Origin of the sequence: Pseudomonas aeruginosa, from assembly GCF_001457615.1 — a bacterium.
In the GTDB taxonomy this organism is placed as follows: Bacteria; Pseudomonadota; Gammaproteobacteria; order Pseudomonadales; family Pseudomonadaceae; genus Pseudomonas; species Pseudomonas aeruginosa.
This window is the reverse complement of sequence record NZ_LN831024.1, coordinates 2,344,889-2,370,856: the sequence shown is the minus strand read 5'-3', so window position 1 is coordinate 2,370,856 and position 25,968 is coordinate 2,344,889. Positions and strand designations below refer to the sequence as shown.

Below are 25,968 nucleotides of genomic sequence, written 5' to 3'. Positions count from 1 at the left end.
GACGAGGGAAAAGCGCGAAGCCGGACCTGCGTCGCTCAGAACTCCATCGGCATGAGACCGACCACCAGGCCGGCGACGGCAAGGGCAAACACCAGCAGGGCCTTGGCGAGTTCGAGATGATGGGCGTTCATGGGCTTACCTGTCGGAGGGAAAGCCTGACGCTAGACGCCGAACATTGCAGTTGTGCAATCAGTCCCGGTCCGCTTGCGGCGAAACCGCTCCGCTCGCCGAAAGCAGGCCCAGCGCATGCTCCAGCGCCGCATCCAGGACCTTGTCGCGCGCCACCTCGCTCGCCTGGGCACGCGCGAGAAGCACCGCGCCGACCGACAGGCAGGTGAGCACCCAGGCCCGGTTCTCGTCGCCCATCAGTTCGGCCAGCCGCCGTTGCCGCTGTTCCAGGGCGCGTTCGAAGGTTTCCCGCACCTCGGGCCCTGCCCGGCCCACCTCGGCGGCCAGCGCCGGAATCGGGCAGCCCATGTCGGCATGCTGCGCATGACCGCGACTGAGGTAGAGACGGGTGGCGCCGGCCAGTTGCTCCAGGCTGTCCAGCGGAAAGGCATCGTGCTGGGCGCTCAGCTCGCGCTGCAGGATCGCTTCGAGCAACTCCGCCTTGCTGGAGAATTGCGAGTAGAACGCCCCGGTGGTAAGACCAGCCGCCTTCATCAAGGTGTCCAGGCCGGTGCTGGCGAAGCCCTGGCGCTTCACCAGCGGAGCGGCCTTGCTCAACAGCAGGGCGCGGGTGGCCTGTTTCTGTTCCGGTTTGTAGCGCATGCCGACTATCCGTTGGTTGGGGAGACGATGTCGTCACATTGGATAATGATCTTTATATAACGCTCGTTATCCAATGAGGAAGCCGCAATGACTCTAGCACCGCGACACCTGCGCATAGAACAACGAGGACGCGTCCTGCAAGTCCTGCTCGACAATCCCCCGGCGAACTTCCTCACCACGGCGGTGATGCAGGAGCTGGCCGACCTGCTGGAAGACCTTGAGCAACGCCAGGACATCGGCGCCGTCATCCTTTCCGGAGCGGCGGACGGGGTCTTCCTGACCCACTTCGACGTCGACGAGATCGAGCGCGCCGTCGCCCCCATCACCTTTTCCATGCCGGCCTGGCTGACACGCCTGCTGCTGGAAAGCGAAAGCCTCCTGCGCCACTTGCCTGGGGCGAGGAAGCTGCTGCGGCGCACCCTGCTGGCAGGCGTCGCCGACATGAACCTGTTCCATGAGGTCACCGCGCACATGCGCCGCATGGACAAGGTGTTCATCGCCGCGATCAACGGCCTGGCCCTGGGTGGCGGCTGCGAGCTGGCGCTGGCCTGCGACCTGCGCCTGATGGCCGAGGACGACCAGGTGGAACGCTTCCTCGGCCAGCCGGAAGTACTCATCGGCCTGATACCGGGAGGCGGCGGCACCCAGATGCTGGCGCGCAGCCTGGGCGTAGCCAGGGCCCTGGAGCTGTGCCTGGAAGGGCAACTGCTGGAGCCGCGCCAGGCCCTTGCGCTGGGCCTGGTCAAAGGGCTGGCGCCAGCGGAGGAGCTACTGGAAGCCGCCGACGCGCTGGCGCAACGCCTGTCCCGGCGCTCACCGCAAGCGGTGCGCCTGATCAAGCGTTCGATCTACCAGGCGGCTTCCCGCGACTGGACGGAGGGCATGGCCAGCGAAAAGGCCGGCTTCCTCTCCGCCGCCTCCCAGGGCAATACCCGCCGCGCCATGCGCGAATACATCGAACGGGTGCGCACCATCACCCGGGAAGAGCGCCCTTTCCGCCGTGCGGATTTTGACGACCTGACCGAAGGCAACGCCATCGACATGGCCTACAGGTGATCTGCATGACTGCCTCCCCTTCCCCGGTTTCCGCCACGCCTTGGCTGACCCTGAGCATTCGCCTGATGGCCGGCGGCTTCCTGCTGTTCTTCGGCCTGGCCCTGGCCACGCTGCTCCTGCGGCTCGACCAGTCGCTGCTCGACTCCGACGCCGGGCGCCTGCTGCTCCGCCTGGTTCGCTGGGGCGACCAGCAAGGCGGCGGACAGCACTATGAGCTGATGATCTCGACGATCTACCTGGTCTGGGGCGCATTCCTCTGGCGCGCCGCCAGCCAGCCCTTCCGCCACCGGCTGTTCATCGACTTCACCGTGGCAGCCAATGCCGCGCACTTCGGCCTGATGTTCCTGCAGGGACTGTTGATGCCCGGCGAACACATCCACCTGGCCGGCGATGTCCTGCTGGGCTGGGCCTCGCTGCTGCCGCTGATGCTGTTCTGGATACCGCAACGCAAGCGGGCAACCCCTTCGCTCGCCGTCGAGCGGAGGTGACGACAGTGGAACGGCCCCCAAAGGGGCCTAGCAGTTCGAACAGGCTCCTCTTGATGCCGTTGCGGACTGGCCTATGCTCACGGTGTGTGCGAACCCCAAGGGTATTTCCCGACCAGCTCCCCCGCGGTCGGGATTTTTTTTGCCTGTCGCTCAGCGCTTCGGGTCGAAGGGCGAATAGCCCCGCCGGCGCAGGCTCGCCAGGGGCGCGAACAGCGGCTCCGGCAGATCGGCCCAATCGAACCAGGCCCAGCCGTCGCACTTGTCCGGCTCCATGAGGCGCGCCTCGGCATCCTCCGCGCAACCGGCCAGGATGAACGCGGTGAGGTAGTGGCGCCCCTCGAAGACGTCATTGCTGAACGGGCCGTGGCGCAGTTCGCTCAGCGCCAGGCCGGTCTCTTCCAGGGCTTCGCGCAGGGCGCAGTCCTCCACCGCCTCGCCGAACTCGAGATGGCCGCCGGGCGCCGACCAGCAGCCAGCGCCATGACTGCCCTTGCGGCGCCCCAGCAACACCTTGCCGTCCCGCAAGATCAGGACACCCACGCCTACCTGCGGTGCCGGCATCGTCGTACTCCTGCTTCGGGATCAGAGATGGAGCGTACCGCTCATGTACAACGCCGCCTTGCCGGAGATGACCACCCGCTCGCCGCGCACGTCGCATTCCAGGCGCCCCTTGCGCGCCCCGCCCTGCTCGGCGCTCAGCCGGGTCTTGCCCAGGCGCTGCGCCCAGTACGGCGCCAGGGAGGTATGCGCGGAACCGGTCACCGGGTCTTCGTTGACGCCGACGTTGGGCCCGAACCAGCGCGAGACGAAATCGAAGCGCTGGCTGCGCGCGGTCACCGCCACCCCGCGGCACGGCAAGCCCTTCAGCCGGGCGAAGTCAGGCGCCAGGGCGGCGATCATCTTTTCGTCGTCGACCACCACGAGGTAATCGTCGGTCTTCAGCACTTCCGCCTCGGCAATACCCAGCGCCTCCAGCAGTCCGTCCGGTGTCGCGCAAGGCTCCGGACGCTTGGCCGGGAAGTCCATCGCCAGCGAGTCGCCCTCGCGCCGCACGCTCAGCTCACCGCTGCGGGTGGCGAAACGCAGTACCGGGGAAGCGTCGTCGAGCTTGTGGATCAGTACCCAGGCCGCCGCCAGGGTCGCATGACCGCACAGGTCCACCTCGACCTGCGGCGTGAACCAGCGCAATCGATAGTCGCCGTCGCGGCCGACGACAAAGGCGGTTTCCGAAAGATTGTTCTCTTCCGCGATGGCCTGCAGGCGCTCGTCGTCCAGCCAGGCATCGAGGGGGCAGACCGCCGCCGGATTGCCCTGGAAGGGACTGTCGGCGAATGCGTCTACCTGGAAGATCGTCAGTTCCATGTTCCGGACTCCTGTATCGATGGGCTGCGCACCTTAGCAGCCGGACCGAGACCAGGACAATGCCGCGCCCCGCGCAGGCGCCTCGCTCAGATCTGACGGATATCCAGCAGCGCCCAGACCTGGTAACCCTGGCGCTTGGCTTCCTTCTCCGCTTCCAGTTGCGCGGTGACCTTGCTGATGGAGCGCGAGCGATGTTCGAAACGCAGCGGCAATCCCGCCCCGCCCTTGCGCACGCTCAGTTCGACGATGGTGTAGCGGACCGGCTGGCTGGCCTCGGTCCGGACCTTTTTCGGTCGCGTTTCGGCAAGGCCCAGCGCCTTGCGCATCTGTTCTTCAGAGTAGATTTCCTGCACGCATTCACCCAGATTGAATAAAACCCGCAAATCCTATTGGTTCGCGACCCCACTTGCCAGGATAGTCGGCGAAGCGGGTCACACATCGACGCGAAAATCGCGCCTACCAGATCCGGCAGCTTCATCGAAACCGCCGCCGACATAAGCTGTGGGCGCTGTACATCCCTGGATCCTTTCCCGGCCTGCTCCACGCGGCCGGGATTTTTTTTGCCCTCTTCACCCTTGCGCCGACTGCGGACGCCAGGCTGGCCTTCAGCCTGTCCGGCAGCTATACCGAAAGTCTCCACCGTGATCAGGATCCAGTATGCTCGCCTGCCCCCTCCCTCCCGACGAAGCCCTGCGCCAGCAGGCCCTGGACGACATGGCGCTGGTCGACACCCCCGCCGAACACTACCTGGACGCCCTGGTGGAACTGGCGCGGGAAACCTTCGGGGTGAAGACCGTGCTGATCAGTCTGATCGACCACGACCGCCAATGGTTCAAGGCCCGTATCGGCCTGGATGCCGAACAGACGCCGCGCGACCTGTCCTTCTGCGGCCACGCCATCCTGGCCAGCGAACCGCTGATGGTGACGGACGCCTCCAGGGATCCGCGTTTTCACGACAATCCGCTGGTCACCGGGCCGCCCTTCATCCGCTTCTACGCCGGCGAGCCCCTGCACGCCAGCAATGGCCAGGCCATCGGCACACTCTGCCTGATCGACCCGAGCCCGCGGCTGCTGGATCTCCGGGAAGGACGCCAGCTCAATCGACTGTCGATCCTGGCCGAAGGATATCTCCAGCTACGCAGCCTCACCGAGCACACCCGCTTCCTGCGCCAGGAGATCGACCGGGAGCAGCGCAAGTCACTGCTCGACCCCCTCACCCAATTGTGGAACCGGGCCGGCTTCCACGCGCTGCACCAGCATGAACTGGAGTTGGCGCGGGCCAGCGACCAGCGCATCGGCATCATCTACAGCGATATCGACCATTTCAAACGTATCAACGACACCCTGGGGCACCGGGCCGGCGACAGCGTCCTCCGCGAGGCGGCTTCGCGACTGCGCGCGGCGCTGCGGCCGGAAGATCTCCTGGCGCGTTTCGGCGGCGAGGAGTTCGTGGCGATGGTCCGGGTCCGCGAGACCACGGAACTGACCATGATCGCCAATCGCATCCGCGAACTGATGGAAGCGACCCCGATCGACTGTGCCGGCACGTCCGTGCCGGTGACCATCAGTGCCGGCTGTACCCTGGCCGGCAGCGGCGAAGAACCGGAACGGGCACTCGCCCGGGCGGATGCCGCGCTGTACGACGCCAAGCGTGCCGGACGCAACCGGGTGGTCAGCGTCTGACCAGGGCTAGTCCTCCAGCCCTGCGCAATCGGCGCAGATAGAGAAACCCTCGCTATCGACTGGGACCTGGACCGCGTCGCAATATTCGCAGGAACGTCGCCTGCCGGTTCCGCAGGCATCGGGCTCGTCGAGCGCGCCGAACGTATCTTCGTCACGCTCGTCCTCGAGGTAATCGTTATCCAGCAGGTGATCGTGTTCGGGTTCGTGAATATCGTCTTCGTCGCTCATCTTCGACTGCCTGCCGGCTGCGTGAGGCGGTCTTATAAAGGCAGCGACAGCGCCCGTCAACGGCTCAACCCAGGTACAGACGCAGTTGCAGCCGGATTCGCCCCGGCTCGCCGTCGATCGGCGCAGGGCGACTGTCGAATCGCTGGGCGCCCTGGACCATGTAGAACGCTTAGGCATGCAAATCGGCTCCTCCCCCTGCCTCATTGCACTAGAATCGCCCGGCGCAGCGCCTGCGCCCTCAAGCCTCTTTCGTAGAAAACACCATGAGCAAACTGCAACATATCGGCCTGTTCCTGTTCGTTCTTCTTTCCGCCGGCCTGGCGCTCGGCTACCGAGTCGACTGCCCGGACGGCAGCCATGTCGAGACCTACCTGCTTCGCGGCCTGGGCGCGCGCCTCCTCGGCAACGATCTCTGCGAGCAGGCAGCGCCCTGACGCCGGGCGTTCCCGGATCCGACGGCGCCCGCCTATCGAGCCGGCAAGCCTCCGCCAACGCCAAGCCTTGCCGAAGCGATGGGCCACCAGCGCTAACCGGCCAGTTGCAACCAGAGCGAAAACACGCCCAGCGCACACCAGAAGCCGGCGAACAGGAACGGCACGCGTCGCGAGAACAGCAAGGTTTTCTCGAAGCTGCCGCGGTTGACCTCGCGTTCGCTGAACAATGGCGAATCATCGTAGGCCAGGCCGATCTCCGGATCGCTGTGCAACAGGCAGGACTGCTTGAACTGCCAGTGGCAGATGATCTCCGAGGATGCCTGGATGCCCGGCCAGGCATGCAGGGAATTGACGATCCCGAGCAGTGCCAGGAGCGCCGGCACCACCAGGGTGAACAGCTCGCCCCAGGCCGGGTTCAGGTTGGCCATCGACGAGGCATAGGCGATGACCAGGAACGACTGCGCCGTCAGGTAGGCGTTGGTCCGACTGGATAGCTGGCCCGTCTCGTAGTGGATTTCCCGCCGGTAGAAGTCCAGCCGCTCCTTGGCTGAACAGAAGATCCGGACATCGGATTCTTGCGACAACGGCCCTCCGGGCATGATCAACCTGGACACAAGCACGACACCTCGAACGAGTGGATGGGCTTGTTTGGAAAGAACCGATCCACGCCGGTTCGGAATCTCCGACGACCGTTCCCCGCGCCGGTAACGATTTCCGCCACCGCCCCGCTGGCCATGGAACTCAACGGAGCCCTGGCCGCCGCACGCCTGCGCAAGGTAAAAAGGGCGATCCTCCCGGATCGCCCTCCTGCATCAGAACAACGCCCCCAGGTAAGCCGCCGCGCCGCCGCCGAACTGTGCACCGACGTTGACCCCGGCCATCAACAGGGCGCCACGGGACGATTGCAGTAATTGCCGCGACATGCTGGCGCCCAGCGCGGCGGTCAATGGCGAGGCGCTCGCCAGCGCCACCGCCGCCAGCAGCTTGGGATCGAGGCCGAAGAGGATCGCCGTGCCCGAACCGCCGGCGATGACTCCCGCGCCGAGTTCGACGTACATGCAGGGCCCGGTGAAGTCGCCGCGGGACAGGTCGCGCCCCACCAGGCCGTCCGCGACCAAGACGGTTCCGGTGCTCGGCAACGCCTCCAGCGCACCGGCCCCGCCAACGCTCTTGCCCTTGACATTGAGGTTGACCTTGCCGAAGCGCGGCAGGCGCATGCCCAGTCCGATCCCGCCGCCCACCCCGCCATAGCGGAAGGACACGTTCTCACCCTCCGGCGAGAGCAACGTGATGGAGCCGCCGCTACCCGCCAGGAAGGCCACGGTCATGCCTCCGCCACTGGCCGTCACGTAGCGCCAGCGACTCTCGTTGAGGGGCAAGGGAATGGGAAGTTGCGACATGACTTCAATGTCCTTTTGAGGTCGGTTGGGAAGAACGCAGGCCCAGCAATCCCCTGAACCCGACAATACCGAAGAGTGCGCCGAAGCCGCAGAGGAAAGCGCTGGTTCCCCAGAGCGCGCCGGCATCGTCGACTATCGCGCTGGCCGCCGGCCGCCCAGCCTCGTAGAGGACGCGAACCGACTCGCCCACCTGGTAGCCGAAGATGAAGCCGCCCTGGGGATAGGAAATCCGCTCGCCGGAAACGCTGGTGAAATCGATCTGCGGATGCGAACCGCCGGCATTCAAGGCGCTGACCGTCCCCTGGGCTTCCTGCGCAGTACGCAGGAAATGGTACCGCTCGACGGTCTTGAAACCGCCGGCGAGCAGGAGACCGAGTCCGAGCAGGGAAAAAAGGGAAGCGTGAAGAAGTCCGCCGATACGCGAACCGGAAGAGGTCGTCATGAGCCTTGTCGCCTGAATCATCCGTGAAGGCGCTAGGGTCGGAAAAGACCGCCCCCGCTGTCAATAGCGGCTATGCGATGAAGCGCGAGCCCAGGCGAGCACGGGCCGAGCGGCCTTTTTCGGGGCGCAAACGAAAAAAGGCGACCCTTTCGGATCGCCTTTCTTGCCCCGCCAGCAGCGCGGGATTTGTTTGGTAGGCACGATTGGATTCGAACCAACGACCCCCACCATGTCAAGGTGGTGCTCTAACCAACTGAGCTACGTGCCTGCTGATGGCGCGCATTCTACAGACCCCAAAAACACCGTCAAGCTTTTTTTTCGCTAACTCTCTGAAAAAGTGGAATTTTTATTTTCTGGGGGTCCGTTGAAAATTTTGCACGGAGGCTAGCCGGCCGATTTCGACTCGGGTAGCATCCGGGCATCCGTAAAAAATAAAAAACAGAGGTGCAAGATGCCGCACACCCCCTACCCCTCCTCCTATTACGCCGCGTCGGCCAATCCCGCGCCGCCCCGCCCGGAACTCCAGGGCGAGGTCGAAACCGACGTCTGCGTGATCGGTGCCGGCTATACCGGCCTCTCCACCGCCCTGTTCCTGTTGGAGAATGGTTTCAAGGTCACCGTACTGGAAGCCGCCAAGGTCGGCTTCGGCGCTTCCGGGCGCAACGGCGGCCAGATCGTCAACAGCTACAGCCGCGACATCGACGTGATCGAGCGCACCGTCGGCAAGCGCGAAGCGCAGTTGCTCGGCGAGATGGCCTTCGAAGGCGGGCGCATCATCCGCGAGCGCGTGGCCCGCTACGGTATCCAATGCGACCTGAAGGACGGCGGGGTGTTCGCCGCCTTCACCGAGAAGCAGATGGATCACCTGCGCGCGCAGAAACAGTTGTGGGAACGCTACGGCCACAACCAATTGGAGATCATGGACGCCAAGCGCATCCGCGAGGTGGTGGCGACCGACAACTATATAGGTGGCATGCTCGACATGAGCGGCGGCCACATCCATCCGCTGAACCTCGCCCTCGGCGAAGCGGCGGCGGTGGAGTCGCTCGGCGGCAGAATCTACGAGCAGAGCCCGGCGACCCGCATCGAGCGCGGCGCCAGCCCGGTGGTGCATACCCCGCAAGGCAAGGTGAAGGCGAAGTTCATCGTGGTCGCCGGTAACGCCTACCTCAACGGCCTGGTCCCGGAACTGGCGGCCAAGTCGATGCCCTGCGGCACCCAGGTGATCACCACCGAGCCGCTGAACGAGGAACTGGCCCACAGCCTGCTGCCGCAGGACTACTGCGTGGAAGACTGCAATTACCTGCTCGACTACTATCGCCTCTCCGGCGACAAGCGCCTGATCTATGGTGGCGGCGTGATCTATGGCGCTCGCGATCCGGCGGACATCGAGGCGATCATCCGGCCGAAGATGCTCAAGACCTTCCCGCAACTGAAGGACGTGAAGATCGACTTCGCCTGGACCGGCAACTTCCTGCTGACCCTCTCGCGCCTGCCCCAGGTCGGCCGCATCGGCGACAACATCTACTATTCCCAGGGTTGCAGCGGCCACGGCGTGACCTACACCCACGTCGCCGGCAAGGTCCTGGCCGAAGCCCTGCGCGGCCAGGCCGAGCGCTTCGACGCTTTCGCCGGCCTGCCGCACTACCCCTTCCCCGGCGGCAAGCTGTTCCGCGTACCGTTCACCGCCATCGGCGCCTGGTACTACAGCCTGCGCGACAAGCTCGGGGTCTAGTCCGCGTCGACAGAACGGCACCCCGGGGTGCCGTTTTTTCCATCCGCGCCTCAACCTTCGCTACGGATCTGCGCATGACTGATCAGGGCGAAGATCAGGCTACCGCCGACGATGTTGCCGCCCAGGGTAGGCAGGGCGAACTTCAGCAGGAACTCGGTCCAGCCGATTTCCCCGGCGAACGCCAGGTAGCCTACCTCCGCCGAGCCCACCACGATGTGGGTGAAGCTGCCCAGCGCCATCAGGTAGGTGACCATCGCGATGATCCAGATCTTCGCGCCCTCCGCCGCCGGGATCAGCCAGACCATGGTGGCGATCATCCAGCCGGAAACGATGCCCTTGGCGAACATTTGCGCCAGGTCGTTGTGCATCACCTCGCGGCCGATCTCAAGGAACGCCGCGTCGGCCGCTTCATTGAATATCGGCAGATGCAGCACCGCCCAGGCGAACAGCAGCGTACCGACGATATTGCCGAACAGCACCACGCTCCAGAGACGCAACAGTTGCCAGGCCTTTTCCAGGGTCGGCTCGGTCATCACCGGCAACACGGCGGTCAGGGTGTTTTCGGTGAACAGTTGCTGGCGGGCGAGGATCACTGCCAGGAAGCCCATGGGATAGCCGAAGCTGCTGACGATGATCGCCCACTCCTGCTCGGGCAAGGCAGCGCGGAACAGGCCCATGCCCATCAACGAGAGGCCGATGGTCAGCCCCGCGGCCACCGCCGACCACCAGAGTGCCGCCAGCGTGCGCTGCAACTCGTGTTCGCCCTGGACGCGAATCACCTCGTGCAGGACAGCGGCGCGCGGTGGCTGCTTGTCGTCGATCTCCCGCCGCTCGTTGGCGGTCAGCGCCGTGGCCGAACGTCCGTCGGCCGGTTTCTCTTTCCGCTCCTCGCCGCGCGCACGCGGCTTGCGCGTGCCCTCCGCCGCATGCCCCTGGCGCTTGCCCGCCGCACCGCCCTTGGCCGGTTGCCGGGGGGTGGGGGGCGAAGTCCGCTTGTCGTTGGCCATGTTCTGCACCTGAGTGGGGTCCTCCCAGGTATAGAGCCGTCTCGCTGGAACGGGGTTCCGACAACCTTCGGCTCGGCCGCCTCAGCGGGGCGGTGCGCCAACGGGACAGGCCGGCAGCTCGGCGCACCGAGCCGCGGGTGCGACGGCCTGCGGCAAGGCCGCAGCGAAGCGGGCATCCCCAGGCTGCAATGCCCGCGCGCAGGCCTGCGCCTGGCGCGCCGGCGCCGCGCAACCGCGTTCCGCCAGCAACTGGGACAGGTTGAACCAACCCGCGGCGAAATCCACGCGACGCTCGACGCTGGTGAGCATGGCCTGTTCGGCAGCGGCGGAATCGCCTGCGGCGTAGCGACTGTTGCCTAGGGCAAACCAGGCGAAGGCGTCCTCAGGCCAGCGTCGCACGGCTTCTTCGTAGGCACGCCGGGCAACCTTGGGGTGGCCGGTTTCCTCGCTGTCACTGGCGGCCTTGAGCCACGGGACCGCCGCTGCCGTGGCCGGCAGGCGGTCACCCGGCAGGGTCAGCACCGCCCAGCGCCCCGAACGCTTCCAGGTCGACTCGAAGCTGGTGAAGTCGGTAACCCAGCGCCGGGTGATGCCCGAGCGCAGCACCAGTTCGCGGCGCTCCCGATCGAAACCGACCACCACCGCGAAGTGCCAGCGCGGCCACCAGGAGAAAGCCTGGTTCTGTAACACCAGCACCGGGTTGCCCGCCGCGACCTCCTCGAGCACGCTCTCCAGTCCGCCTTGCAGCGGATAGACCAGCATGCCGTGGCGGCGCACCGCGGCGACCATCTCCAATTGCAGGCTGCCCTCGCGACCGGGAATGAACACCTCGTCCTTCAATTGCCCCGGCGTCAACGCCAGGCCGCGCTGGCCAAGCATCGTGGCCAGCGCGGCGGGACCGCACTGGTAGGCTTCCTGGGGGAAGAACGGCACTTCGCGCAGCTCCACCCGTGCGGGCAGCGCCGCGCTTTCCGGCGGCAGTCTCGGCGGCTGCGCGCAGCCGCCGAGCATTGCGGAGACCAGCAGTGCCCCTGCCAGCCGCCTCACCGATTGATGCATTTGATGAAGCTGAAGATATCCGTGGCGCAAAGCATGTCGGTGATGATGAAGATCACCAGGAACAACACGATGATGCCGATGATGCCGCCCGCCGGCGCCTGGTCCAGCTGCTGGTTGAACTGCGCCAGCTCGGCGTTGGTCAGGCTGTTGATGCGACTCGCCACCTGGTCGCGGGGCACGCCCATGGCCTCCAGCTTCTTCTGGACGCCCTGGTCGTCGAGCATCTTCAGCAGTTGCTGGCGATCGAGGTTGTGCTGTTGTTGCTGCATGACTTCCGCAGTACCGATCATCGCTGCCTGGGCGAGCGGAACCTCGGCGAAGGTGAGCAGGTGCAGCGCTGCCAGGACGGCAGCGACACGGCGGATGCTTGTTGTTGTTCTCATGGGAATGACCTCTGCGTGAAACCCGGCTATTAGTCCTGGAAGGCGAGGCTTGGTTCCGCAACGCCCACCTTTCCTGAGTATCGTCCCGATCGCCGTTTTCCGCCGCCTCGGCGCCGATGCCCGCCCCTCTGGCGAGACGACGACCCGCCGCCCCCAGGCGACGAAACGGCGTCCGCCTTTATGCAATTCGCATATACTCCGGCTCGCCGCGAGAAAACCGGAGCATGCGCGATCTCGGCGACATCGACGCATATCCCCGCCGCAGCCTCGTACACGGCGTCGAAACCGCGCGCCGCCCCGGACGACAGAGCCTCCGGCACGGCGAAAACTAAGGATTCCTGAGCTTCCATCTTGTCCAGATTTGCCCAACCTTGAGCGAGCGGGCCAACGGGACGGGAGTTGTATGGATGCTAGGTACCCGGCTAAAAGCCGCAAGAATCAGAGCGGGATACTCGCAGAAACAGTTGGGCATGCTGGTGGGAATGGACGAGTTTTCCGCCAGCGCACGGATGAACCAATACGAACGCGAACGGCACTCCCCCAACATGCGGACTTCCGAACAGCTGGCCATGGTCCTCCAGGTCCCCATGGCCTACCTCTATTGCCCCGAGGACGAGCTGGCCGAGCTCATCCTCAAGGTGTCCAGCCTGACACCCGAGTTCAAGAAAGAGCTGACGCGTTTCATCGAACAGTTGCTCGCGGCCCAGGGATCAACCAGCCGCCAGCCTGTACGCACAAGGAGTGAACTGTGAACAAAAGCTTGGATTCAGACTCGATAACCACCGCCATAATGGCCCTGCGTCGCCTACGCGACACGCACCCGGAGCAGTACCGGGAGCTGCTGCCGTTGTGCGCCTCGGGGCTGGTGGAGACCCTGGTCGGACAGAGCGACGGGGACGACCGCAGGAAGGCCGAGACGCAGAGCGAGACCATCGCCCGCTGGACCTGGCTGCAGTTGCTCGGCTGGGCCCAGAACAACAGCCTCAGCCAGCAGCAGATCGAAAGCCTCTACAGCATCGTCGAAGGCATCCGCAGTTGCCGGCCGCTGATGCAGGAGCGCGCCCGTCTCCTGCAACTGGCGCGAGGCTGAGGCCCCGGCGCGGCTAGAGGCCGTACCGGGTTGCCTGGAGATGAGCGAACATGCCACCGTCGGCCGGGATGACGACACCCCATAGCCGGCGCGAGGCGTCAGCGAAGCCAGCTGGACGAACCAGGGCTTTGAGGTGGCATCGGCGAACTTCTTGAACTGCCAGGCCGGTCCGCCCATATAGGTGGGGCTGCCGTAGACGATGGCATCGGCTTCGACGAGCCGAGCAACTTCGTCCAGTTCTTCAAGCGCGAGGACGGCCAGGTGCGCCGAAGCCTTCCGCCGCGAACAGCATGGCGGCCGAACGCCAGCCTTGCCGCAGCGCACAGAGCGCACGTGACCTGGCGCCCGCAGCGCTCCGGCCTGATTCGCAGTTTCGTCACGCCGGCGCGCGGCCTGGCGCAAATGTGAACGGTTGCCGCCACGCTGGGAGAGGCTTCTTCCTAGACTCCGCGCCACGTTCACTCAGAGGAGAAACAACGTGGCCAAGACATGGATCTACGCAGCCTCGGCCGCCGCCATCGGCGGTGCGCTGATCGGCGGCTGGCTGCTCGACCCGGCTCCGCCCGAGGCATCGCCGCAGGCCCGCCAGTCCCCCGCCGCCCAGGCAGCCGCCGCCCCGACAGCGGCGCTCGCGGCGCCGGCGGCGGACGCTACCCGCATGCTCGCCCCGACCCCCGTCACGACGCCCGCGCCACGCGAGCGGGTGACGCTCTGGCAAGGCGAACTGCGCAGCCGCGAAGGCGCCCAGGGCATTCCCGAATACCTGGCGCAGGTCGAACCCGCCCTGCTCGACACGCTGGCGCTCGGCCAGGTGCTGGAAATGAGCCTGCCGGGTCGCGAGCGGCCCTTGCAGGCACGCCTCGCCAGCACCCATAACAGCGCCGGCCTGCCGGTCTGGCGCGGCGGCCTGGTGGACGGCGACGAGGCGGAAAGCCTGACCGTGGTGCGCGGCAGCCTGGAAACCCACATCAATGTCGCCACCCTCGACGGCAGCTACTCGATCATCGTCGACAACCGCAGCGGCAAGACCCGGGTGATCGACGAGAACGACATCGCCGCGCGTAGCGACCCGCATGGCGATCATGTCGACGCGCCGCTCGCCGAGCTGCCACCGATGCCGCCGCCCGCCCAGGGCTGAGCCCACCTTCCCAGCATGTTTCCCCAGCGGTGCCCTCGGGGCGCCATGGCTTCCTATTGTCCGAACACAGGCAACCCATGAAGAAATCCCTGCTCTGCTCCACCCTAGCCCTGGCGGTAGCCTCTGCCGCCCAGGCCGCGCCGAAGACCGTCGACATCATGGTCCTCTACACCCCCGCGGCGACCCAGACCGCAAATGGCCGCGACATCGATGCGCGGATCGCCAGCTACATCGAGTTCGCCAACACCGCCTACGAGAAGAGCGGCGTCAACCTGCGCCTGCGTCTGGTGCACAAGCAGCGCCTGGACTGGGCCGACTACCCGACGGTGACCGGCACCAACCTCGATCGCTTCATGCGCGACCCGCAGGTGCAGCGCCTGCGCGAGCAGTACGGCGCCGACCTGGTCAGCCTGGTCAACCGCTCGCAGAACAGCGGCAACGGCTACATCACCTGCGGCATCGGCTACATGGGCTCGGGCGATAAGAACAGCGGGCGCTTCCACGGCAACGCCAAGGACATTGCCTACAACCTCACCGGGGTCGACTGCGGGCTCAACACCTTCGCCCATGAAGCCGGCCACAACATGGGCCTGCGCCACTCCTACGAGCAGGACCTGGAGTCCAGCTACTACGATCCGCGCTACGCCCACAGCGGCACCTACGAATGGAGCCGCGGCTACGGCGTGCAGGGGCGCTTCGCCACCGTGATGGCCTACCCGCATGCCTTCGGCACCAACAAGCAGGCACCGTTCTTCGCCAACCCGCGCCTGGTCAACGCCGAATGCGCCAACCAGCCCTGCGGTCGCGAAGAACACGCCGACGCCGTACGCGCGCTGAACAGCATGGCCACGCAGATCGCCGACTTTCGCCCGACCAAGGTACCCGGCACGGTCAACCCGGGCTCCGGCGGCGACACGCCGACCCCGCCGGACCTGCCATGGTGCACGAAAGCCAAGCTCGGCGGCCTGCTCGGCGATGGCGAGTTCGCCAGCATGGAAGGCTGGCGCGCATGGTCCGGCAACGCCCAGCTGAGCCTGGTGAACGTCGCCAAGGGCTGCCGCGACAATGCCTTGCTGGTCGACGTGCGTGGCTTCGATCTGCTGGTCCGCCCCATTGCCCCCCTGCGCGCCGGCAGCGGCTACCGGCTGAGCGGCAAGGTCATGCTCAAGGCCGCCAATACCCGTGAAACCGTGCGCATGGCGCTGCTCAGCGAACGCGCCGATGGCGCCCTGGCCTACAACCCGGCGCAGAGCGTCGAACTGTCGGTCAGCGGCAACGAGTTCAGTCGCCTGGAGAAGACCTTCGACTACCGTCCCGCCGCCGACCAGCGCAACCTCTACGTGGCGGTCTGGAGCGACAGCGGCGCCAGCCTGCTGGTCGACGAGATGAACCTGCAGGAAGCCCAGTCCGCGCCGCCGAGCGTACCGCCGGCGCCGAAACGCATCGCCTACGACTTCGAGAGCGGCATCGGCGGCTGGAGCGGTGTGCATGCCAGCACCCGCGCCACGCGCGTCGCCAGCGCCGGGCGGCTGGCCCTGGAAGCCTACCAGCGGCGCTACGCCGGCACCGGCGCGAGCACCAGCCTGCTGGGCAACCTGGAAGCAGGCCGGACCTACGCGTTCAGCGCGGACGTGCGGGTCGGCGACGGTCGCGGCTCGCAGGCCATGACCTATGCCTACCTCTACCTGGAAAGCCAGGGTCGGCCCGGCGAATACCTGCCCCTGGGCTACAAGGTGGTCGAGAATGGCCGCTGGGCCAGCCTGCGCGGCCAGGTGCAATTGCCGAAGGGGCCGATCAAGCGTGCTGAACTGATGATCCTCAGCGGTAACCAGCAGGAGTCGATGTTCATCGACAACGTCCAGTTGCTGCAGAAGTAGGACGCTTCCCCTCCGTGCCCCCGGCAGGCACGGGGGGGATTTTGCGGAGCGCTCCAGGCCGGATGCAGCGATCTTGAAATTATCGTTTTACGATAATTTATTATTAAACTATGATCACTTCGGTTTCCCTCGTTTCCGAGGGGCCTGCCCACCTTCCCAGGAGTACCCCCGATGACAAGCGACCGCCTGGCCGGCTACAGCCGCCTGATGGCTACCCTGACCCTGCTGTTGATCGCCGGCATGCTGCTGCTCAACGCCGCGTGCTGGATCTTCCCCGACCTTGCCAGCGAGCACGGCCTCGGTTTCGCTCTCACCGCCACCGGTGTCGCCGGCGACCTCGGCGTTGTGGCGCGGGACATGCCGCTCTGGCAGGCCCTCGGCGGCATCCTCCTGTCGAGCCTGCCGCTGCTGGTCCTGGCCAGTGGACTGCAGGCGCTGCGAAGGCTGTTCCAGCACTACGGGCGCGGCGAGTATTTCTGCGAAGACGCCGCGGCGCTGCTCGGCAAGGTCGGCCTGTGCCTGGCTTGCTGGGTGCTGGCGAACTTCCTGCTGGAACCGCTGCTGACAGTCTGGGTCACCTTCCTCCAACCCCAGGGGCAACGCATCGTCAGTCTCAGCTTCGGTTCGGCGGAACTGGTCAGCCTGTTCGCCGCCGCCTCGGTGATGGTGATCGCGCGCATCCAGCGCAAGGCCGCCCTGCTCGCCGAGGAAAACCGCCAGTTCGTCTGAGGTCCGCCATGCCCATCGAAATCAGGCTGGACGTCATGCTCGCCCTGCGCAAGGCCAGGTCCAAGGACCTGGCCCAGGCCATCGGCATCACCGAACAGAACCTGTCGCTGCTCAAGCAGGGCAAGGTAAAGGGCATTCGCCTCGCTACCCTGGAGGCCATCTGCGCCTACCTGGCGTGCCAACCGGGAGACCTGCTGGAGTACCTGCCCGGCCCGACCGAGGAGTGACAGCCGGGCGCTTATGCGCTCGAGCGAGGGGGAGCGCACCAAAGGGTATTTAGGCCAAGCCCCCTTTCGCCGCTACAGTCGCGGTTCATCCACCAGACATGGGCGAGGCCGGGCATGGCGAAATCCTCCGAACGATTCGAATCCCTGCGCCGGGATATCGACGCACTGGCCCGCCGGCTCGACGTGCCGTCGGTGCTGATCATGCGTTCCCTGCCCCGGCACATGCGCGTCGAGGCCTCCGCCGGACGCCTAGAGGACACCTACCCGATCGGCGCCGAAGGCCGCAAGAGCGTCCATGAAGACGGCGCCAAACCCCTCTACTGCGAACGCGTGGTCGACCGCGACGCCCCGTTGCACGTGCGCGACTCGCGCCAGGAGACGGAATGGGCCGGCAACGAGGATGAAGTCGAGTTCGGCCTGAGCAACTACCTTGGCTATCCGGTTCATGCGCCCGACGGCACCCCGTACGGCACCGTCTGCGTACTCGACAGCCGACCGCGCGACTATTCGGCCGAGGAACGAGCCCTGCTGGAAGAATTGCGGCGCAAGGTCGAGGCGCTGCTGGCGGAAACCGTCTCATGACCTAAGGTCAATCGGATACCGCGGCGCACAACCGCGCCGCCTCCGCCCGCCAGACGAGGACCTTCCGTGCACGCCCGCCGCCTGCCCCGCCTCTTGCCGCTCGCCCTCGCCTTCCTGCTTTCGCCCGCCGCCTTCGCTGCCGACACGCCAGCCGCCGAGCTGCTGCGCCAGGCCGAAGCCGAACGCCCGGCCTACCTCGACACGCTCCGGCAACTGGTCGCGGTGGACAGCGGTACCGGCCAGGCCGAAGGCCTCGGCCAGTTGTCCGCGCTGCTCGCCGAACGCCTGCAGGCGCTCGGCGCGCAAGTCCGCAGCGCACCGGCGACGCCCTCGGCCGGCGACAACCTGGTGGCCACCCTCGATGGCACCGGCAGCAAGCGCTTCCTGCTGATGATTCACTACGACACCGTGTTCGCCGCCGGCAGCGCGGCGAAGCGTCCGTTCCGCGAGGACGCGGAGCGCGCCTACGGACCCGGCGTGGCCGACGCCAAGGGCGGCGTGGCGATGGTGCTGCATGCCCTGGCGCTGCTCAGGCAGCAAGGCTTCAGGGACTACGGACGGATCACCGTGCTGTTCAATCCCGACGAAGAGACCGGCTCCGCCGGCTCGAAGCAACTGATCGCCGAGCTGGCCCGGCAGCAGGACTACGTCTTCTCCTACGAGCCGCCGGACCGGGACGCAGTGACGGTAGCCACCAATGGCATCGACGGCCTGCTGCTCGAGGTGAAGGGTCGCTCGTCCCATGCCGGCTCGGCACCCGAGCAAGGCCGCAACGCCATTCTCGAACTGTCGCACCAGTTGCTGCGTCTCAAGGACCTCGGCGATCCGGCGAAAGGCACCACGCTGAACTGGACCCTCGCCAGGGGCGGCGAGAAGCGCAACATCATTCCCGCCGAGGCTTCGGCGGAAGCCGACATGCGCTACTCGGACCCGGCCGAGAGCGAGCGGGTACTGGCCGACGCCCGGAAGCTGACCGGCGAACGCCTGGTCGCCGATACCGAAGTCAGTCTGCGTCTCGACAAGGGTCGTCCGCCTCTGGTGAAGAACCCCGCCTCGCAGCGCCTGGCGGAAACCGCACAGACGCTCTACGGCCGAATCGGCAAGCGCATCGAGCCGATCGCCATGCGCTTCGGCACGGACGCCGGCTACGCCTACGTGCCCGGCAGCGACAAACCGGCGGTGCTGGAAACCCTCGGCGTGGTCGGCGCCGGCCTGCACAGCGAGGCGGAATACCTCGAACTATCCAGCATCGCCCCCCGCCTGTACCTGACGGTGGCGCTGATCCGCGAGCTGTCCGCCGACTAGCGCCGACGCCCGCAGCCAGCCTCAGGTACGGAAGCGACCGAGCACCACGCGCAAGCCAGCCATGTGCTCCTTGACCCTCTGGTTGGCCGAAAGCACTGCGGCGGTCCCTTCGTGGGCCTGCTCGGAGAGTCCGGAGACGTTGGTGATGTTGCGGTCGATGTCCTGGGCCACCTGGCTCTGTTCCTCGGCGGCGGTCGCGATCTGCTGGTTGAGGCCGTCCAGTTCTTCCACCGTGGCGACGATGCGCCCCAGCGCCTGGGCCGCGCTGTCGGCCTCGACGAGGTTGCTCTGGGCATGGCTGGCGCTACCGCGCATGGCGGCGACCGCATCGTTGGCGCCGTCCTGCAACTGCTCGATCAACCCCTGGATCTCCTGGGTCGACTGCTGGGTACGGTTGGCCAGCGAACGCACTTCGTCCGCCACCACGGCGAAGCCGCGCCCGGCCTCCCCGGCCCGCGCCGCCTCGATGGCGGCATTGAGCGCCAGCAGGTTGGTCTGCTCGGCGATGCTGCTGATCACCGTAAGCACCTGGCCGACACTGCCCGCATGCTGGTGCAGGGTGTTCAGCGCCAGGGCGGTCTGCTCCAGTTCCTCCGCCAACGCACCGGTCTGGCTGCTGGCGTGCTCCACCAGACGCCGTCCCTCGTGGGCCAGGGCCGCGGCGTCGCGCGTGGAGTGCGCCGCATGGTTGGCGTGGCGGGCGACCTCGGCCACGGTGGCGCTCATCTCGTTCATCGCGGTGGCCACCTGGTCCAGGTCCTGGTGCTGGCGCGCCACCTGGTCGCCGGCGCCGAGCGCCTGCTCCAGGGCCTCGGCCACGTCCTTGTCGGTCTCTGCCGCGCTGCGCTTGACGTTCGCCAGCAAACCGCTGACGTCCTGGCGCATCCGCTCGTAGCCAGCGACGATGCGGCCGATCTCGTTGTCCGCATGGCCCGCCGCCAGGGCATGGGTGAAGTTCGCCGCGCCGACCTCGGTCAGCGCCACTTCCAACCCACGCAACTGCCGCATCAGCGGCGCCAGGCCGAACTGCCGGCCGAGCACCACCAGCACCAGGATCGCCAACAGGCAACCGAAGGCGATCCACATCTGGGTGTGCTGGACACTGTCGGCGCGCGCGCTCATCAGCGAGACCAGGTTGTTCAGCTCGCCCAACAGCTCGGTGGAATACTGCGAGAAGCCGCGCAGATCGACCTGGCTGGCAGGCTGTGCCACCTGGTCGAGCATGGCCCGGTAGCGGCCCCAGATCTGCGCCACCTTCTGCCGCTGGGCGGCGATCTCCGGCGCGCCCATCCGGCTCACGTTGCGCTCGGCATTGCCCGCATCCAGGTCGGCGGCCGAGCGTTCGTACTGGGCGATGGTCGCGGCCAGGGCCTTTGGGTCGCCGGCGCCGAGTCGCAATTGCAGCGCCTCGCGGGCCATCTTCTGGCTGAGCATGCGCTGCGCGCCGGCCACGTTGATGGTTTCCGGCGAGATCGACATGCTCAGGTACAACGCCACCGAGGCGCAGGCGGCCAGGCCGAACATCAGTGCATAGGACAGCAGGAACTGGGCGTTCAGGGTCTTCAAACCGAGCCCCCGTAGAATCCGATCGAACACCCTGGCGACGCTTTCGTTCATTGGTTTTTCCCCACTGGACTACAGAAACCGATAACCACCCCATCGGCCCGTCGCGCCTGGGCTTGAATCGGCACTTCGCCGACTCCATCCCCGAGCGCCTCCCTCTCCAGGGCGTGGCCCCCGGCGGACAAGGCCTGAAGACAGTTTGCCGCTGCGGCATCGGGACGCGCCCTGTAAACTCTGGCAGGTACCCGGCACGCCGCGCCGGAGACGTCATGGAACCCAACCCGCAAGGACGCCCGCGTGATCCCCGTCGCCCCTATTCCCCTGATCGTCCCGCTCATCTACCTGTCGTCGTTCGTCGCCGGCATCTGGCTGCTGGTCTGGCTATCGCTCCTGGCCTTCAGCCCGCGCGCGCGCCAGCGCTTGCGCCGCCGCTGGCCGAGCCGCGGCCTGCTGATGCTGCTCCTGCTGATCCCGTTGGGACTGCGCGCCTGGCTGGAGATCGGTCTCTGGCAGTACGAGCGCGAACGTGCACGCGAGGAAGCCGCGCACAGCGCCGTGCTCGAGCGCCCCACCCGCCTCGGAGGCATCGAGATGCCTGCCGGCACCCGGCTGAAGCTGGAACTCAAGCACCAGCCGGAAAGCTTCCGAGAAGCCGAATTCCCCACCCCGGTGACGATCCGCGGCGTCGCCACCCGCCACCTGCAACGCTGGCTGCAGAGCGAGCAGGACAACCCGCAGGACCCATGGAAAACCACCGGCGTCCATCCCACTTCGCTGCGCCTGCGTGGCGAGGGAGTCGCCGAGATCGAAGGCTGGCGTTGCGACGCCAGCCAGGAAATCGCCTTCGCCAGCGAGCGCGACGGGCGTCCCGCCGCCTTCGAAGGCTGTAGCCTGGCGATCGGCAACCGCGCCGACGACATCGACTTCCCCGCCGGTGCGCGATTGTTCGCCAGCGATGGCATGGTCTACACCGACGGCTACCGCGACGCCGAGCGCTGGCGGGTAATGCCGGAAACCGGGCAACGGGTGTCGGTGCGCGGCATCGCGCTGAGCGGCGGCGCCCTGGCCTTCGACCGCGACCGCCGCCTGTACGGCCTCGGCGGTACGGTCCTCGCCGAGGCCTTGCAACTGGGCGCCTGGCACTACCCGGCAGGCACCGAGGTCAGCCTTTCACCCCGCGCCGCCTGGCGCGCGCAACATCCGCACGCCTGGCTGTTCAGTCCTACCCGCGAAGCCGCTTCGCATGCCTCCGGCGAGCGTCTGGAACACGGCGTCTCGCTGTTGCAGACGCTGGACGGCCAGGAACTTGAGCGCCTCGACAACCGCGCGGCAGGGGTCATCGACTTCATCGAACTGGAGATCGGCGACGAACGCTGAACCTGCGCCGCGCGGTTATCTGAGGCTCAGCCAGCAGCGCGGCGGGAAGGGCAATCAGGAAATGGACGAGGCGCATGGACCCTCCGTGGCCATCACTGCGGTATGGCTAGGCATTTTCCCGATCCTGCGGGAAAAGCGATGCCGCTTCGCTTGCCGCACAGCGAAACAGGGCTAGCCTTATCAATGTGACTTTCTCCTATGGTGGTCACCAAAGCCCCGGGGGCCGCTCATCCCTCCGGGGCTTTCCCCCGCCTGCTGCCTCTCCCCTCCTTGATACAGCAGCCCATCGCAGTTCAACGAGGAAACCCGATGAAACTCAGCATTGTCGCCCTGGGCCTGTTGTCCATGGCAGGGGTGCTCATCTGCACCTATCTGATCCTGAAATCGCTCAGCGCCATCTGATATCGCTCGTGCACGAAGCTGTGGATCGCCCATGGGCAGATCCAGCAGTCCGCGCGTAGGATGGGCAGGCCCGCTTCCTGCCCATTTTCCGCCAGGAAAAGAGAGGAATTCCTTTCCGAGATTTCCACAGAGGTCATGGATGAAAAAAAGCCCCCTGCTGATACTGAGCGTACTCCTCGCCGCGTGCGGCCCCGACAAGCTGATTTCCGACCTGCCGTCGCCGAACGGGCAATACCACGTCGAGGTTCGGAAATGCCCGGAGAAAGGTTCGATCACCTGGGGCGAAGAAATACAGGTCTCCCTCCTCGAAACCGGGAAATCGGAAAAGTGCCATGCAGTCGTGCGGTCGCTGGCGCAATTCGACCTGCGCGCATCCGCGGACCAATTGCAACTGGAGTGGCTGTCCGATACGGAACTCAGGGCCTGGCACCCTAGCTTCGAGCCCGGGAACCAACCGAACGGCTCGCGCCTGAAGCACGATGCGCCGGTGAAGATGGTCTTTGCGCCGAAGCGCTGAGCGACTCAAAGGACGCACCTGTATTCCGCCGCAGCAGGAGATGTCAAAGCAGTCCGCTTACTCGAGCTACACACCCGCGAGTGCCTGATTAAAGACTGGCAAATATGAAACAAAGCGGCGCCATCCACAGCGCCAGGTTGATCGTCCATTGCAGCGCTCTTTCGCGAGCGCTTCCCAGCTTTCGCTGCTGGAGCACGAATGCCAACGCAGGGGAATGCAGCAACAGGGCGCAGGCAGGAAAGACCAGCAGGTAGGCGATCAGCCCAGGCGCATTCATATTGGGATAGTTATGGCTGACGAGCGATCGCCAGTACGCCACCAGGAAAGCGCTCGCGACCGCGAGGCTGAGTCCCAGGCTGATGCGGCTATACCACCTCATCGAGACCCTCCCGACGCGCCTTCCGGACCTACGCCGATCGCTCCGGAAAACGGCCCGATCCGCCTCGCCTCACCCTGCTTCAGTCAGAGCGGCTCAGGGCTTCCGGGGTTCGTTGCCGAGCAGACGATCGAGTTCGCCCATGACGCGATCGCTCTTGGCCTCTTCGAGCTTGCGCCGGGCCTCGGCGAGATTGGCCTGGGCGCGCTCCATCTCGACCATGCCGACGGCGGTGATCACCGCCTGCAATGGCACGCCCCTGCCGGTGGAGCGCATGCCATTGCGTTCGCGCTCCTGCGGCGCGCAGATGAACTGGAGGACAGCCTCATGGCTTTCGTTGGGCAGCGGGGTCCAGCCCTTGGCGAAGGTGAACTGGAGGCTCGTGGGTTGCCCGTTGTTGGAGAAGGTCTTGGCGTTGACCACCTTCACCTCTCGCGTATCGCAGCGGTACTGGTGCGCGCTGAGCAGATGGAAGGAGTCGAACAGCATGGCGATCTGCAACTGCCAGGCGTTTTCGATACCCGGCACCGGTGCCAGCGAATCGGCATCGGCCAGGAACACGTCAAGCTCGGCAGGGTCGTCGCCCTTGTGTACCACCCACCAGTCTTCGGCCCAGGCATGGCCGGATGCGGCCAGCAGCGCGGCGCACAGCCAAGTCGCGGCACTGCGGGAAACCTTGCGATATACGTTCATGTCACCTTCCTTGTGGGGAAATGCTTCCCTGCCGATCGTGGATAGGGGCGGCACCCGGCGCGCCCCTGAGCGAACACCCGCTATTTCAATGACAGCGGCACGCCCCAGACCGGGTCTTCCATGCCCTGCTTGCGCAGCGGCGTGATCTGCAGGGGCTGGAGCCTGGACAGCAGTTGCCGGTGCTTGTCGCTCAGGGCCCGCTGGGCGATCAGGGACTGGCTGAAGTCCATCGGCGCCGGCCAGGTATAGACGGTCAGGTTTTCCAATGGGCATTCGATCTTCTTCGGATCGATCGCCCGGCACTTCGACTGCTGGTACTTGTAGCCGGGGGTCTTCAGGTGCATGCGCGGGGCCAGCAGCAATTGCCCGCCCTGCACGGTGAAGCTGGCCAGCGCCTTGTCGACCGGCAGGCGCGCCTGGACCTTGATCGAGGGCACGTCGCGGGAATCGGTCTGCTGGTAATAGCCGGCCTGGGAGCCCTGGGTCGTCTGCGTGTATTGCTGCTCGCCCCAGCTCACGCAGGCGCCCGAGGCCACATGCACGGCGGTGCAGACCTTCTCGGTCTTGATCTCGCTGCCATAGGTGGCATCTTTCCAGACTTCTTCCCGGTAGTACTCGCGATACAGCTCGGGGGACAGGTACGCGGTGCCGTTGGCGCCATGGCCCGAACCGGGCGGACCGCTGCGGGCGCCGACCTGGTCGAGCAAGCCATGGATCTGGTAGTCGTCGCCGCCGGTCAGCAGGTACTTGCCGGGCGGCAGGATATGCACCTCGAAGGCCTTGAACAGATAGGTCTCGTCGGGCTTCCGCTGCAGCGCGTTGGTCTGGAACTTGCGGCCGAAGGTCACCTTCGGGTCCTTCTCGTACTCCCAGATCGCCGTTGGCGTCCACTGGGTCATGGTCAGGGCATCGCTCAGGGACTTGTGCGGCATCACGTCGGCCACCAGTACCACGGCCATGTTCCCCTTCAGCGCCTGGTCCACCAGGTCCAGCATCTGCGCGTTGCGCGGATCGTCCATGCTGCCATAGGCGCCCGAATCGAGTTCAGACACGCAACCGGAAAGGGAAAGAGAAAGCAGCAAGGCGGCGGAAAGGGTAAAACGCGGACGGGACAGTCTCATGTATCGATCCTTGATAGAGGCTGGTGCGGGTCGTCGAACGGCCCATCTTACTGGCCCATGCCAGGATCGCAATATTTCAAATGGACTAGGTCGGCAGGGGCACACCGGCAGGGCCAGGAGCTGCCACGGCCCGCCGGCCCTCGTTGGTTCGGCTCCTCCCGATCAGACTGCCCACAACCGGCTGCAGACCTTCAGGCGTCGGAATCGGCGCCGCCTGGCATGCCCCTCCTCGGGAAACGAGACCGAATCGCCCTGCCCGGCCGGCATCACTCAGGAAGAATGGTGATTCCGCGTGCCCTGAGACTGCGCCGGTCTTTTCGGAGAGTTTCCAGCAACCGGTCCCTTGTCTCCCGGACGTGCGATTCGACCATCCCCGCGGCGCGTTCGATATCGCATGCCCTCAAGGCGGCGATGATGGCGCGATGCTCGGCCCAGCCGTGATGTTCCGGTTGGCTCTCCAACCATCTGACACGCTGGAGGCGCGTCAGGGCCTCGCCGAGCCCCCGACTGATGAATTCATTGCGGGCCAAACCGGCAATCCAAAGGTGGAATTGGCGTCCGGCAGACTCGGTCTCTTCTGCCGAGGCATTTATCGGCACCGCATCCAGTATGGCCTCCCCCTCCCGGAGATAGCTTTCTTCCGCCTCTTTTCCACCGAGGCGAACTGCCGTTACCTCAAGCATCTCCCGGTATACGAACAATTGTTCTATTTCCTGAAGATCGATGGGCGGCACCAGCCATCCCCGGCCCTCCCTCGCAACGAGACCTTCAGCCTCAAGACGAACCAGTGCCGTGCGGATAGAGCTTCGCGAGGCCCCTGTCTGCCCTTCGAGCCAGCGCTCCGTCAGGCGCTCTCCAGGGCCGATCTCCATATCCAGAATCAAGCGGCGCAGCCGCTCTTCAGCCTGCTGAATGACCGTCAT

The 25,968-nt window shown here is 66.0% G+C and carries 31 protein-coding genes and 1 tRNA gene; 14 read left to right on the top strand and 18 right to left on the bottom strand.

The features are described from left to right. Positions 1-189: 189 nt before the first annotated feature. Positions 190-771 (bottom strand): TetR/AcrR family transcriptional regulator, encoded by a 582-nt coding sequence (locus AT700_RS11085; protein ID WP_003090825.1) that lies wholly within the window; start codon positions 769-771, stop codon positions 190-192. Positions 772-858: 87 nt separating this feature from the next. Here AT700_RS11085 and AT700_RS11080 point away from each other — a divergent pair, with 87 nt between their 5' ends. Both AT700_RS11080 and AT700_RS11075 read left to right on the top strand, forming a co-directional pair. Further along, positions 859-1,827: an enoyl-CoA hydratase/isomerase family protein gene (locus AT700_RS11080; protein WP_034035210.1), complete on the top strand. Its 969-nt coding sequence runs from the start codon at positions 859-861 to the stop codon at positions 1,825-1,827. Positions 1,828-1,832: 5 nt separating this feature from the next. Then, positions 1,833-2,315, top strand: coding sequence for a DUF6632 domain-containing protein (locus AT700_RS11075; protein ID WP_014602755.1), 483 nt, complete (start codon positions 1,833-1,835; stop codon positions 2,313-2,315). Positions 2,316-2,465: 150 nt separating this feature from the next. Here the strand turns inward: AT700_RS11075 and AT700_RS11070 are convergent, their stop codons facing one another. The 3 genes from AT700_RS11070 to AT700_RS11060 all read right to left on the bottom strand — a co-directional run bounded on the left by AT700_RS11070 (position 2,466) and on the right by AT700_RS11060 (position 4,003). Further along, entirely contained in the window at positions 2,466-2,876 is a 411-nt protein-coding gene (locus AT700_RS11070) for a nucleotide triphosphate diphosphatase NUDT15 (RefSeq protein WP_003099138.1), read from the bottom strand. 21 nt (positions 2,877-2,897) lie between these two features. Beyond that, positions 2,898-3,677 (bottom strand): PhzF family phenazine biosynthesis protein, encoded by a 780-nt coding sequence (locus tag AT700_RS11065; protein ID WP_023086087.1) that lies wholly within the window; start codon positions 3,675-3,677, stop codon positions 2,898-2,900. 86 nt (positions 3,678-3,763) lie between these two features. Next, positions 3,764-4,003, bottom strand: coding sequence for a hypothetical protein (locus AT700_RS11060; RefSeq protein ID WP_003114425.1), 240 nt, complete (start codon positions 4,001-4,003; stop codon positions 3,764-3,766). A 331-nt stretch (positions 4,004-4,334) separates the two neighbouring features. Between AT700_RS11060 and AT700_RS11055 the strand changes: the two genes are divergently transcribed. Then, complete coding sequence (locus AT700_RS11055; protein WP_003114426.1) at positions 4,335-5,360, top strand: diguanylate cyclase; 1,026 nt, start codon at positions 4,335-4,337, stop codon at positions 5,358-5,360. A gap of 6 nt (positions 5,361-5,366) precedes the next feature. On the opposite strand, the gene AT700_RS30255 is transcribed toward AT700_RS11055, so the two are convergent. Continuing rightward, the gene (locus AT700_RS30255) at positions 5,367-5,588 is read right to left on the bottom strand and encodes a hypothetical protein (RefSeq protein WP_003114427.1); all 222 of its coding nucleotides are present in this window, start codon (positions 5,586-5,588) and stop codon (positions 5,367-5,369) included. Positions 5,589-5,851: 263 nt separating this feature from the next. On the opposite strand from AT700_RS30255, the gene AT700_RS11045 reads away from it, so the two are divergent. Next, positions 5,852-6,022 carry a hypothetical protein gene (locus AT700_RS11045; protein WP_003099153.1) on the top strand — a complete coding sequence of 57 codons (171 nt, stop codon included), beginning with the start codon at positions 5,852-5,854 and terminating at the stop codon, positions 6,020-6,022. A gap of 92 nt (positions 6,023-6,114) precedes the next feature. Here AT700_RS11045 and AT700_RS11040 read toward each other — a convergent pair whose 3' ends face one another. The 4 genes from AT700_RS11040 to AT700_RS11025 all read right to left on the bottom strand — a co-directional run bounded on the left by AT700_RS11040 (position 6,115) and on the right by AT700_RS11025 (position 8,132). Then, a complete protein-coding gene (locus AT700_RS11040; RefSeq protein ID WP_003119901.1) occupies positions 6,115-6,636 on the bottom strand; it encodes a hypothetical protein in 522 nt (173 codons plus the stop codon). A 198-nt stretch (positions 6,637-6,834) separates the two neighbouring features. Continuing rightward, positions 6,835-7,422, bottom strand: coding sequence for a type IV secretion system toxin Tse4 (tse4, locus tag AT700_RS11035; protein ID WP_003099160.1), 588 nt, complete (start codon positions 7,420-7,422; stop codon positions 6,835-6,837). 4 nt (positions 7,423-7,426) lie between these two features. Continuing rightward, positions 7,427-7,864 (bottom strand): type VI secretion system immunity protein Tsi4, encoded by a 438-nt coding sequence (gene tsi4 / locus AT700_RS11030; RefSeq protein WP_004344428.1) that lies wholly within the window; start codon positions 7,862-7,864, stop codon positions 7,427-7,429. Between the two features lie 191 nt (positions 7,865-8,055). After that, a tRNA-Val gene (locus tag AT700_RS11025) sits at positions 8,056-8,132 on the bottom strand. Positions 8,133-8,315: 183 nt separating this feature from the next. Between AT700_RS11025 and AT700_RS11020 the strand changes: the two genes are divergently transcribed. After that, positions 8,316-9,599 carry an NAD(P)/FAD-dependent oxidoreductase gene (locus AT700_RS11020; RefSeq protein ID WP_003114430.1) on the top strand — a complete coding sequence of 428 codons (1,284 nt, stop codon included), beginning with the start codon at positions 8,316-8,318 and terminating at the stop codon, positions 9,597-9,599. A gap of 50 nt (positions 9,600-9,649) precedes the next feature. Here AT700_RS11020 and AT700_RS11015 read toward each other — a convergent pair whose 3' ends face one another. The 3 genes from AT700_RS11015 to AT700_RS11005 all read right to left on the bottom strand — a co-directional run bounded on the left by AT700_RS11015 (position 9,650) and on the right by AT700_RS11005 (position 12,048). Beyond that, the gene (locus AT700_RS11015; RefSeq protein ID WP_003107204.1) at positions 9,650-10,606 is read right to left on the bottom strand and encodes a formate/nitrite transporter family protein; all 957 of its coding nucleotides are present in this window, start codon (positions 10,604-10,606) and stop codon (positions 9,650-9,652) included. 81 nt (positions 10,607-10,687) lie between these two features. After that, positions 10,688-11,617 carry a PA2778 family cysteine peptidase gene (locus tag AT700_RS11010; protein WP_078801566.1) on the bottom strand — a complete coding sequence of 310 codons (930 nt, stop codon included), beginning with the start codon at positions 11,615-11,617 and terminating at the stop codon, positions 10,688-10,690. A gap of 32 nt (positions 11,618-11,649) precedes the next feature. Beyond that, complete coding sequence (locus AT700_RS11005) at positions 11,650-12,048, bottom strand: PA2779 family protein (protein WP_003090843.1); 399 nt, start codon at positions 12,046-12,048, stop codon at positions 11,650-11,652. 470 nt (positions 12,049-12,518) lie between these two features. Between AT700_RS11005 and AT700_RS11000 the strand changes: the two genes are divergently transcribed. Then, complete coding sequence (locus AT700_RS11000; protein WP_003107213.1) at positions 12,519-12,800, top strand: hypothetical protein; 282 nt, start codon at positions 12,519-12,521, stop codon at positions 12,798-12,800. Between the two features lie 53 nt (positions 12,801-12,853). Here the strand turns inward: AT700_RS11000 and AT700_RS30535 are convergent, their stop codons facing one another. Beyond that, on the bottom strand, positions 12,854-13,462 hold the full coding sequence (locus AT700_RS30535) for a flavodoxin family protein (RefSeq protein WP_003107215.1): 609 nt from the start codon (positions 13,460-13,462) through the stop codon (positions 12,854-12,856). A 154-nt stretch (positions 13,463-13,616) separates the two neighbouring features. Between AT700_RS30535 and bamI the strand changes: the two genes are divergently transcribed. From bamI to AT700_RS10965, 6 genes are all read left to right on the top strand, one after another. Continuing rightward, positions 13,617-14,276 carry a biofilm-associated metzincin protease inhibitor BamI gene (bamI, locus tag AT700_RS10990; protein WP_003124476.1) on the top strand — a complete coding sequence of 220 codons (660 nt, stop codon included), beginning with the start codon at positions 13,617-13,619 and terminating at the stop codon, positions 14,274-14,276. A 77-nt stretch (positions 14,277-14,353) separates the two neighbouring features. After that, a complete protein-coding gene (gene mep72, locus AT700_RS10985; protein ID WP_003143758.1) occupies positions 14,354-16,153 on the top strand; it encodes a metalloendopeptidase Mep72 in 1,800 nt (599 codons plus the stop codon). A gap of 171 nt (positions 16,154-16,324) precedes the next feature. Further along, the gene (locus AT700_RS10980; RefSeq protein WP_003090849.1) at positions 16,325-16,882 is read left to right on the top strand and encodes a DUF2975 domain-containing protein; all 558 of its coding nucleotides are present in this window, start codon (positions 16,325-16,327) and stop codon (positions 16,880-16,882) included. Between the two features lie 8 nt (positions 16,883-16,890). Then, complete coding sequence (locus AT700_RS10975) at positions 16,891-17,109, top strand: helix-turn-helix domain-containing protein (RefSeq protein ID WP_003108924.1); 219 nt, start codon at positions 16,891-16,893, stop codon at positions 17,107-17,109. Between the two features lie 114 nt (positions 17,110-17,223). Then, a complete protein-coding gene (locus AT700_RS10970; RefSeq protein WP_003104034.1) occupies positions 17,224-17,691 on the top strand; it encodes a GAF domain-containing protein in 468 nt (155 codons plus the stop codon). Between the two features lie 66 nt (positions 17,692-17,757). Further along, a complete protein-coding gene (locus tag AT700_RS10965; RefSeq protein WP_003114784.1) occupies positions 17,758-18,996 on the top strand; it encodes a M20/M25/M40 family metallo-hydrolase in 1,239 nt (412 codons plus the stop codon). A 21-nt stretch (positions 18,997-19,017) separates the two neighbouring features. Here AT700_RS10965 and mcpN read toward each other — a convergent pair whose 3' ends face one another. Continuing rightward, a complete protein-coding gene (gene mcpN, locus AT700_RS10960) occupies positions 19,018-20,613 on the bottom strand; it encodes a nitrate chemoreceptor McpN (protein WP_003114783.1) in 1,596 nt (531 codons plus the stop codon). Between the two features lie 243 nt (positions 20,614-20,856). Here mcpN and AT700_RS10955 point away from each other — a divergent pair, with 243 nt between their 5' ends. Both AT700_RS10955 and AT700_RS10950 read left to right on the top strand, forming a co-directional pair. Further along, the gene (locus tag AT700_RS10955) at positions 20,857-21,936 is read left to right on the top strand and encodes a hypothetical protein (RefSeq protein WP_004350252.1); all 1,080 of its coding nucleotides are present in this window, start codon (positions 20,857-20,859) and stop codon (positions 21,934-21,936) included. Between the two features lie 433 nt (positions 21,937-22,369). Then, positions 22,370-22,855, top strand: a complete 486-nt coding sequence (locus AT700_RS10950) for a hypothetical protein (RefSeq protein ID WP_003122543.1) — start codon at positions 22,370-22,372, stop codon at positions 22,853-22,855. An 88-nt stretch (positions 22,856-22,943) separates the two neighbouring features. Here AT700_RS10950 and AT700_RS10945 read toward each other — a convergent pair whose 3' ends face one another. From AT700_RS10945 to AT700_RS10930, 4 genes are all read right to left on the bottom strand, one after another. After that, positions 22,944-23,234, bottom strand: a complete 291-nt coding sequence (locus AT700_RS10945) for a hypothetical protein (RefSeq protein ID WP_031805397.1) — start codon at positions 23,232-23,234, stop codon at positions 22,944-22,946. Between the two features lie 93 nt (positions 23,235-23,327). After that, entirely contained in the window at positions 23,328-23,924 is a 597-nt protein-coding gene (locus tag AT700_RS10940; protein WP_023464852.1) for a hypothetical protein, read from the bottom strand. An 80-nt stretch (positions 23,925-24,004) separates the two neighbouring features. After that, positions 24,005-25,045: a hypothetical protein gene (locus AT700_RS10935; protein WP_003122540.1), complete on the bottom strand. Its 1,041-nt coding sequence runs from the start codon at positions 25,043-25,045 to the stop codon at positions 24,005-24,007. Between the two features lie 266 nt (positions 25,046-25,311). Further along, on the bottom strand, positions 25,312-25,968 hold the full coding sequence (locus AT700_RS10930) for a GntR family transcriptional regulator (RefSeq protein ID WP_003116580.1): 657 nt from the start codon (positions 25,966-25,968) through the stop codon (positions 25,312-25,314).

What these genes read in the sequence shown, in the direction of transcription:
- AT700_RS30255 (WP_003114427.1), bottom strand. Translation starts at nt 5,588, where the DNA reads ATGAGCGACGAAGACGATATTCACGAACCCGAACACGATCACCTGCTG.
- AT700_RS11085 (WP_003090825.1), bottom strand. Translation starts at nt 771, where the DNA reads ATGCGCTACAAACCGGAACAGAAACAGGCCACCCGCGCCCTGCTGTTG.
- AT700_RS11005 (WP_003090843.1), bottom strand. Translation starts at nt 12,048, where the DNA reads ATGAGAACAACAACAAGCATCCGCCGTGTCGCTGCCGTCCTGGCAGCG.
- AT700_RS11075 (WP_014602755.1), top strand. Translation starts at nt 1,833, where the DNA reads ATGACTGCCTCCCCTTCCCCGGTTTCCGCCACGCCTTGGCTGACCCTG.
- AT700_RS11070 (WP_003099138.1), bottom strand. Translation starts at nt 2,876, where the DNA reads ATGCCGGCACCGCAGGTAGGCGTGGGTGTCCTGATCTTGCGGGACGGC.
- AT700_RS11055 (WP_003114426.1), top strand. Translation starts at nt 4,335, where the DNA reads ATGCTCGCCTGCCCCCTCCCTCCCGACGAAGCCCTGCGCCAGCAGGCC.
- AT700_RS11060 (WP_003114425.1), bottom strand. Translation starts at nt 4,003, where the DNA reads ATGCGCAAGGCGCTGGGCCTTGCCGAAACGCGACCGAAAAAGGTCCGG.
- AT700_RS10935 (WP_003122540.1), bottom strand. Translation starts at nt 25,045, where the DNA reads ATGAGACTGTCCCGTCCGCGTTTTACCCTTTCCGCCGCCTTGCTGCTT.
- mcpN (WP_003114783.1), bottom strand. Translation starts at nt 20,613, where the DNA reads ATGAACGAAAGCGTCGCCAGGGTGTTCGATCGGATTCTACGGGGGCTC.
- AT700_RS10970 (WP_003104034.1), top strand. Translation starts at nt 17,224, where the DNA reads ATGGCGAAATCCTCCGAACGATTCGAATCCCTGCGCCGGGATATCGAC.
- AT700_RS11045 (WP_003099153.1), top strand. Translation starts at nt 5,852, where the DNA reads ATGAGCAAACTGCAACATATCGGCCTGTTCCTGTTCGTTCTTCTTTCC.
- tsi4 (WP_004344428.1), bottom strand. Translation starts at nt 7,864, where the DNA reads ATGACGACCTCTTCCGGTTCGCGTATCGGCGGACTTCTTCACGCTTCC.
- AT700_RS11000 (WP_003107213.1), top strand. Translation starts at nt 12,519, where the DNA reads ATGCTGGTGGGAATGGACGAGTTTTCCGCCAGCGCACGGATGAACCAA.
- AT700_RS10945 (WP_031805397.1), bottom strand. Translation starts at nt 23,234, where the DNA reads ATGAGGTGGTATAGCCGCATCAGCCTGGGACTCAGCCTCGCGGTCGCG.
- AT700_RS11080 (WP_034035210.1), top strand. Translation starts at nt 859, where the DNA reads ATGACTCTAGCACCGCGACACCTGCGCATAGAACAACGAGGACGCGTC.
- mep72 (WP_003143758.1), top strand. Translation starts at nt 14,354, where the DNA reads ATGAAGAAATCCCTGCTCTGCTCCACCCTAGCCCTGGCGGTAGCCTCT.
- AT700_RS10980 (WP_003090849.1), top strand. Translation starts at nt 16,325, where the DNA reads ATGACAAGCGACCGCCTGGCCGGCTACAGCCGCCTGATGGCTACCCTG.
- AT700_RS10975 (WP_003108924.1), top strand. Translation starts at nt 16,891, where the DNA reads ATGCCCATCGAAATCAGGCTGGACGTCATGCTCGCCCTGCGCAAGGCC.
- tse4 (WP_003099160.1), bottom strand. Translation starts at nt 7,422, where the DNA reads ATGTCGCAACTTCCCATTCCCTTGCCCCTCAACGAGAGTCGCTGGCGC.
- AT700_RS11010 (WP_078801566.1), bottom strand. Translation starts at nt 11,617, where the DNA reads ATGCTCGGCGGCTGCGCGCAGCCGCCGAGACTGCCGCCGGAAAGCGCG.
- AT700_RS10950 (WP_003122543.1), top strand. Translation starts at nt 22,370, where the DNA reads ATGGGCAGATCCAGCAGTCCGCGCGTAGGATGGGCAGGCCCGCTTCCT.
- AT700_RS11020 (WP_003114430.1), top strand. Translation starts at nt 8,316, where the DNA reads ATGCCGCACACCCCCTACCCCTCCTCCTATTACGCCGCGTCGGCCAAT.
- AT700_RS10940 (WP_023464852.1), bottom strand. Translation starts at nt 23,924, where the DNA reads ATGAACGTATATCGCAAGGTTTCCCGCAGTGCCGCGACTTGGCTGTGC.
- AT700_RS11065 (WP_023086087.1), bottom strand. Translation starts at nt 3,677, where the DNA reads ATGGAACTGACGATCTTCCAGGTAGACGCATTCGCCGACAGTCCCTTC.
- AT700_RS11015 (WP_003107204.1), bottom strand. Translation starts at nt 10,606, where the DNA reads ATGGCCAACGACAAGCGGACTTCGCCCCCCACCCCCCGGCAACCGGCC.
- AT700_RS10930 (WP_003116580.1), bottom strand. Translation starts at nt 25,968, where the DNA reads ATGACGGTCATTCAGCAGGCTGAAGAGCGGCTGCGCCGCTTGATTCTG.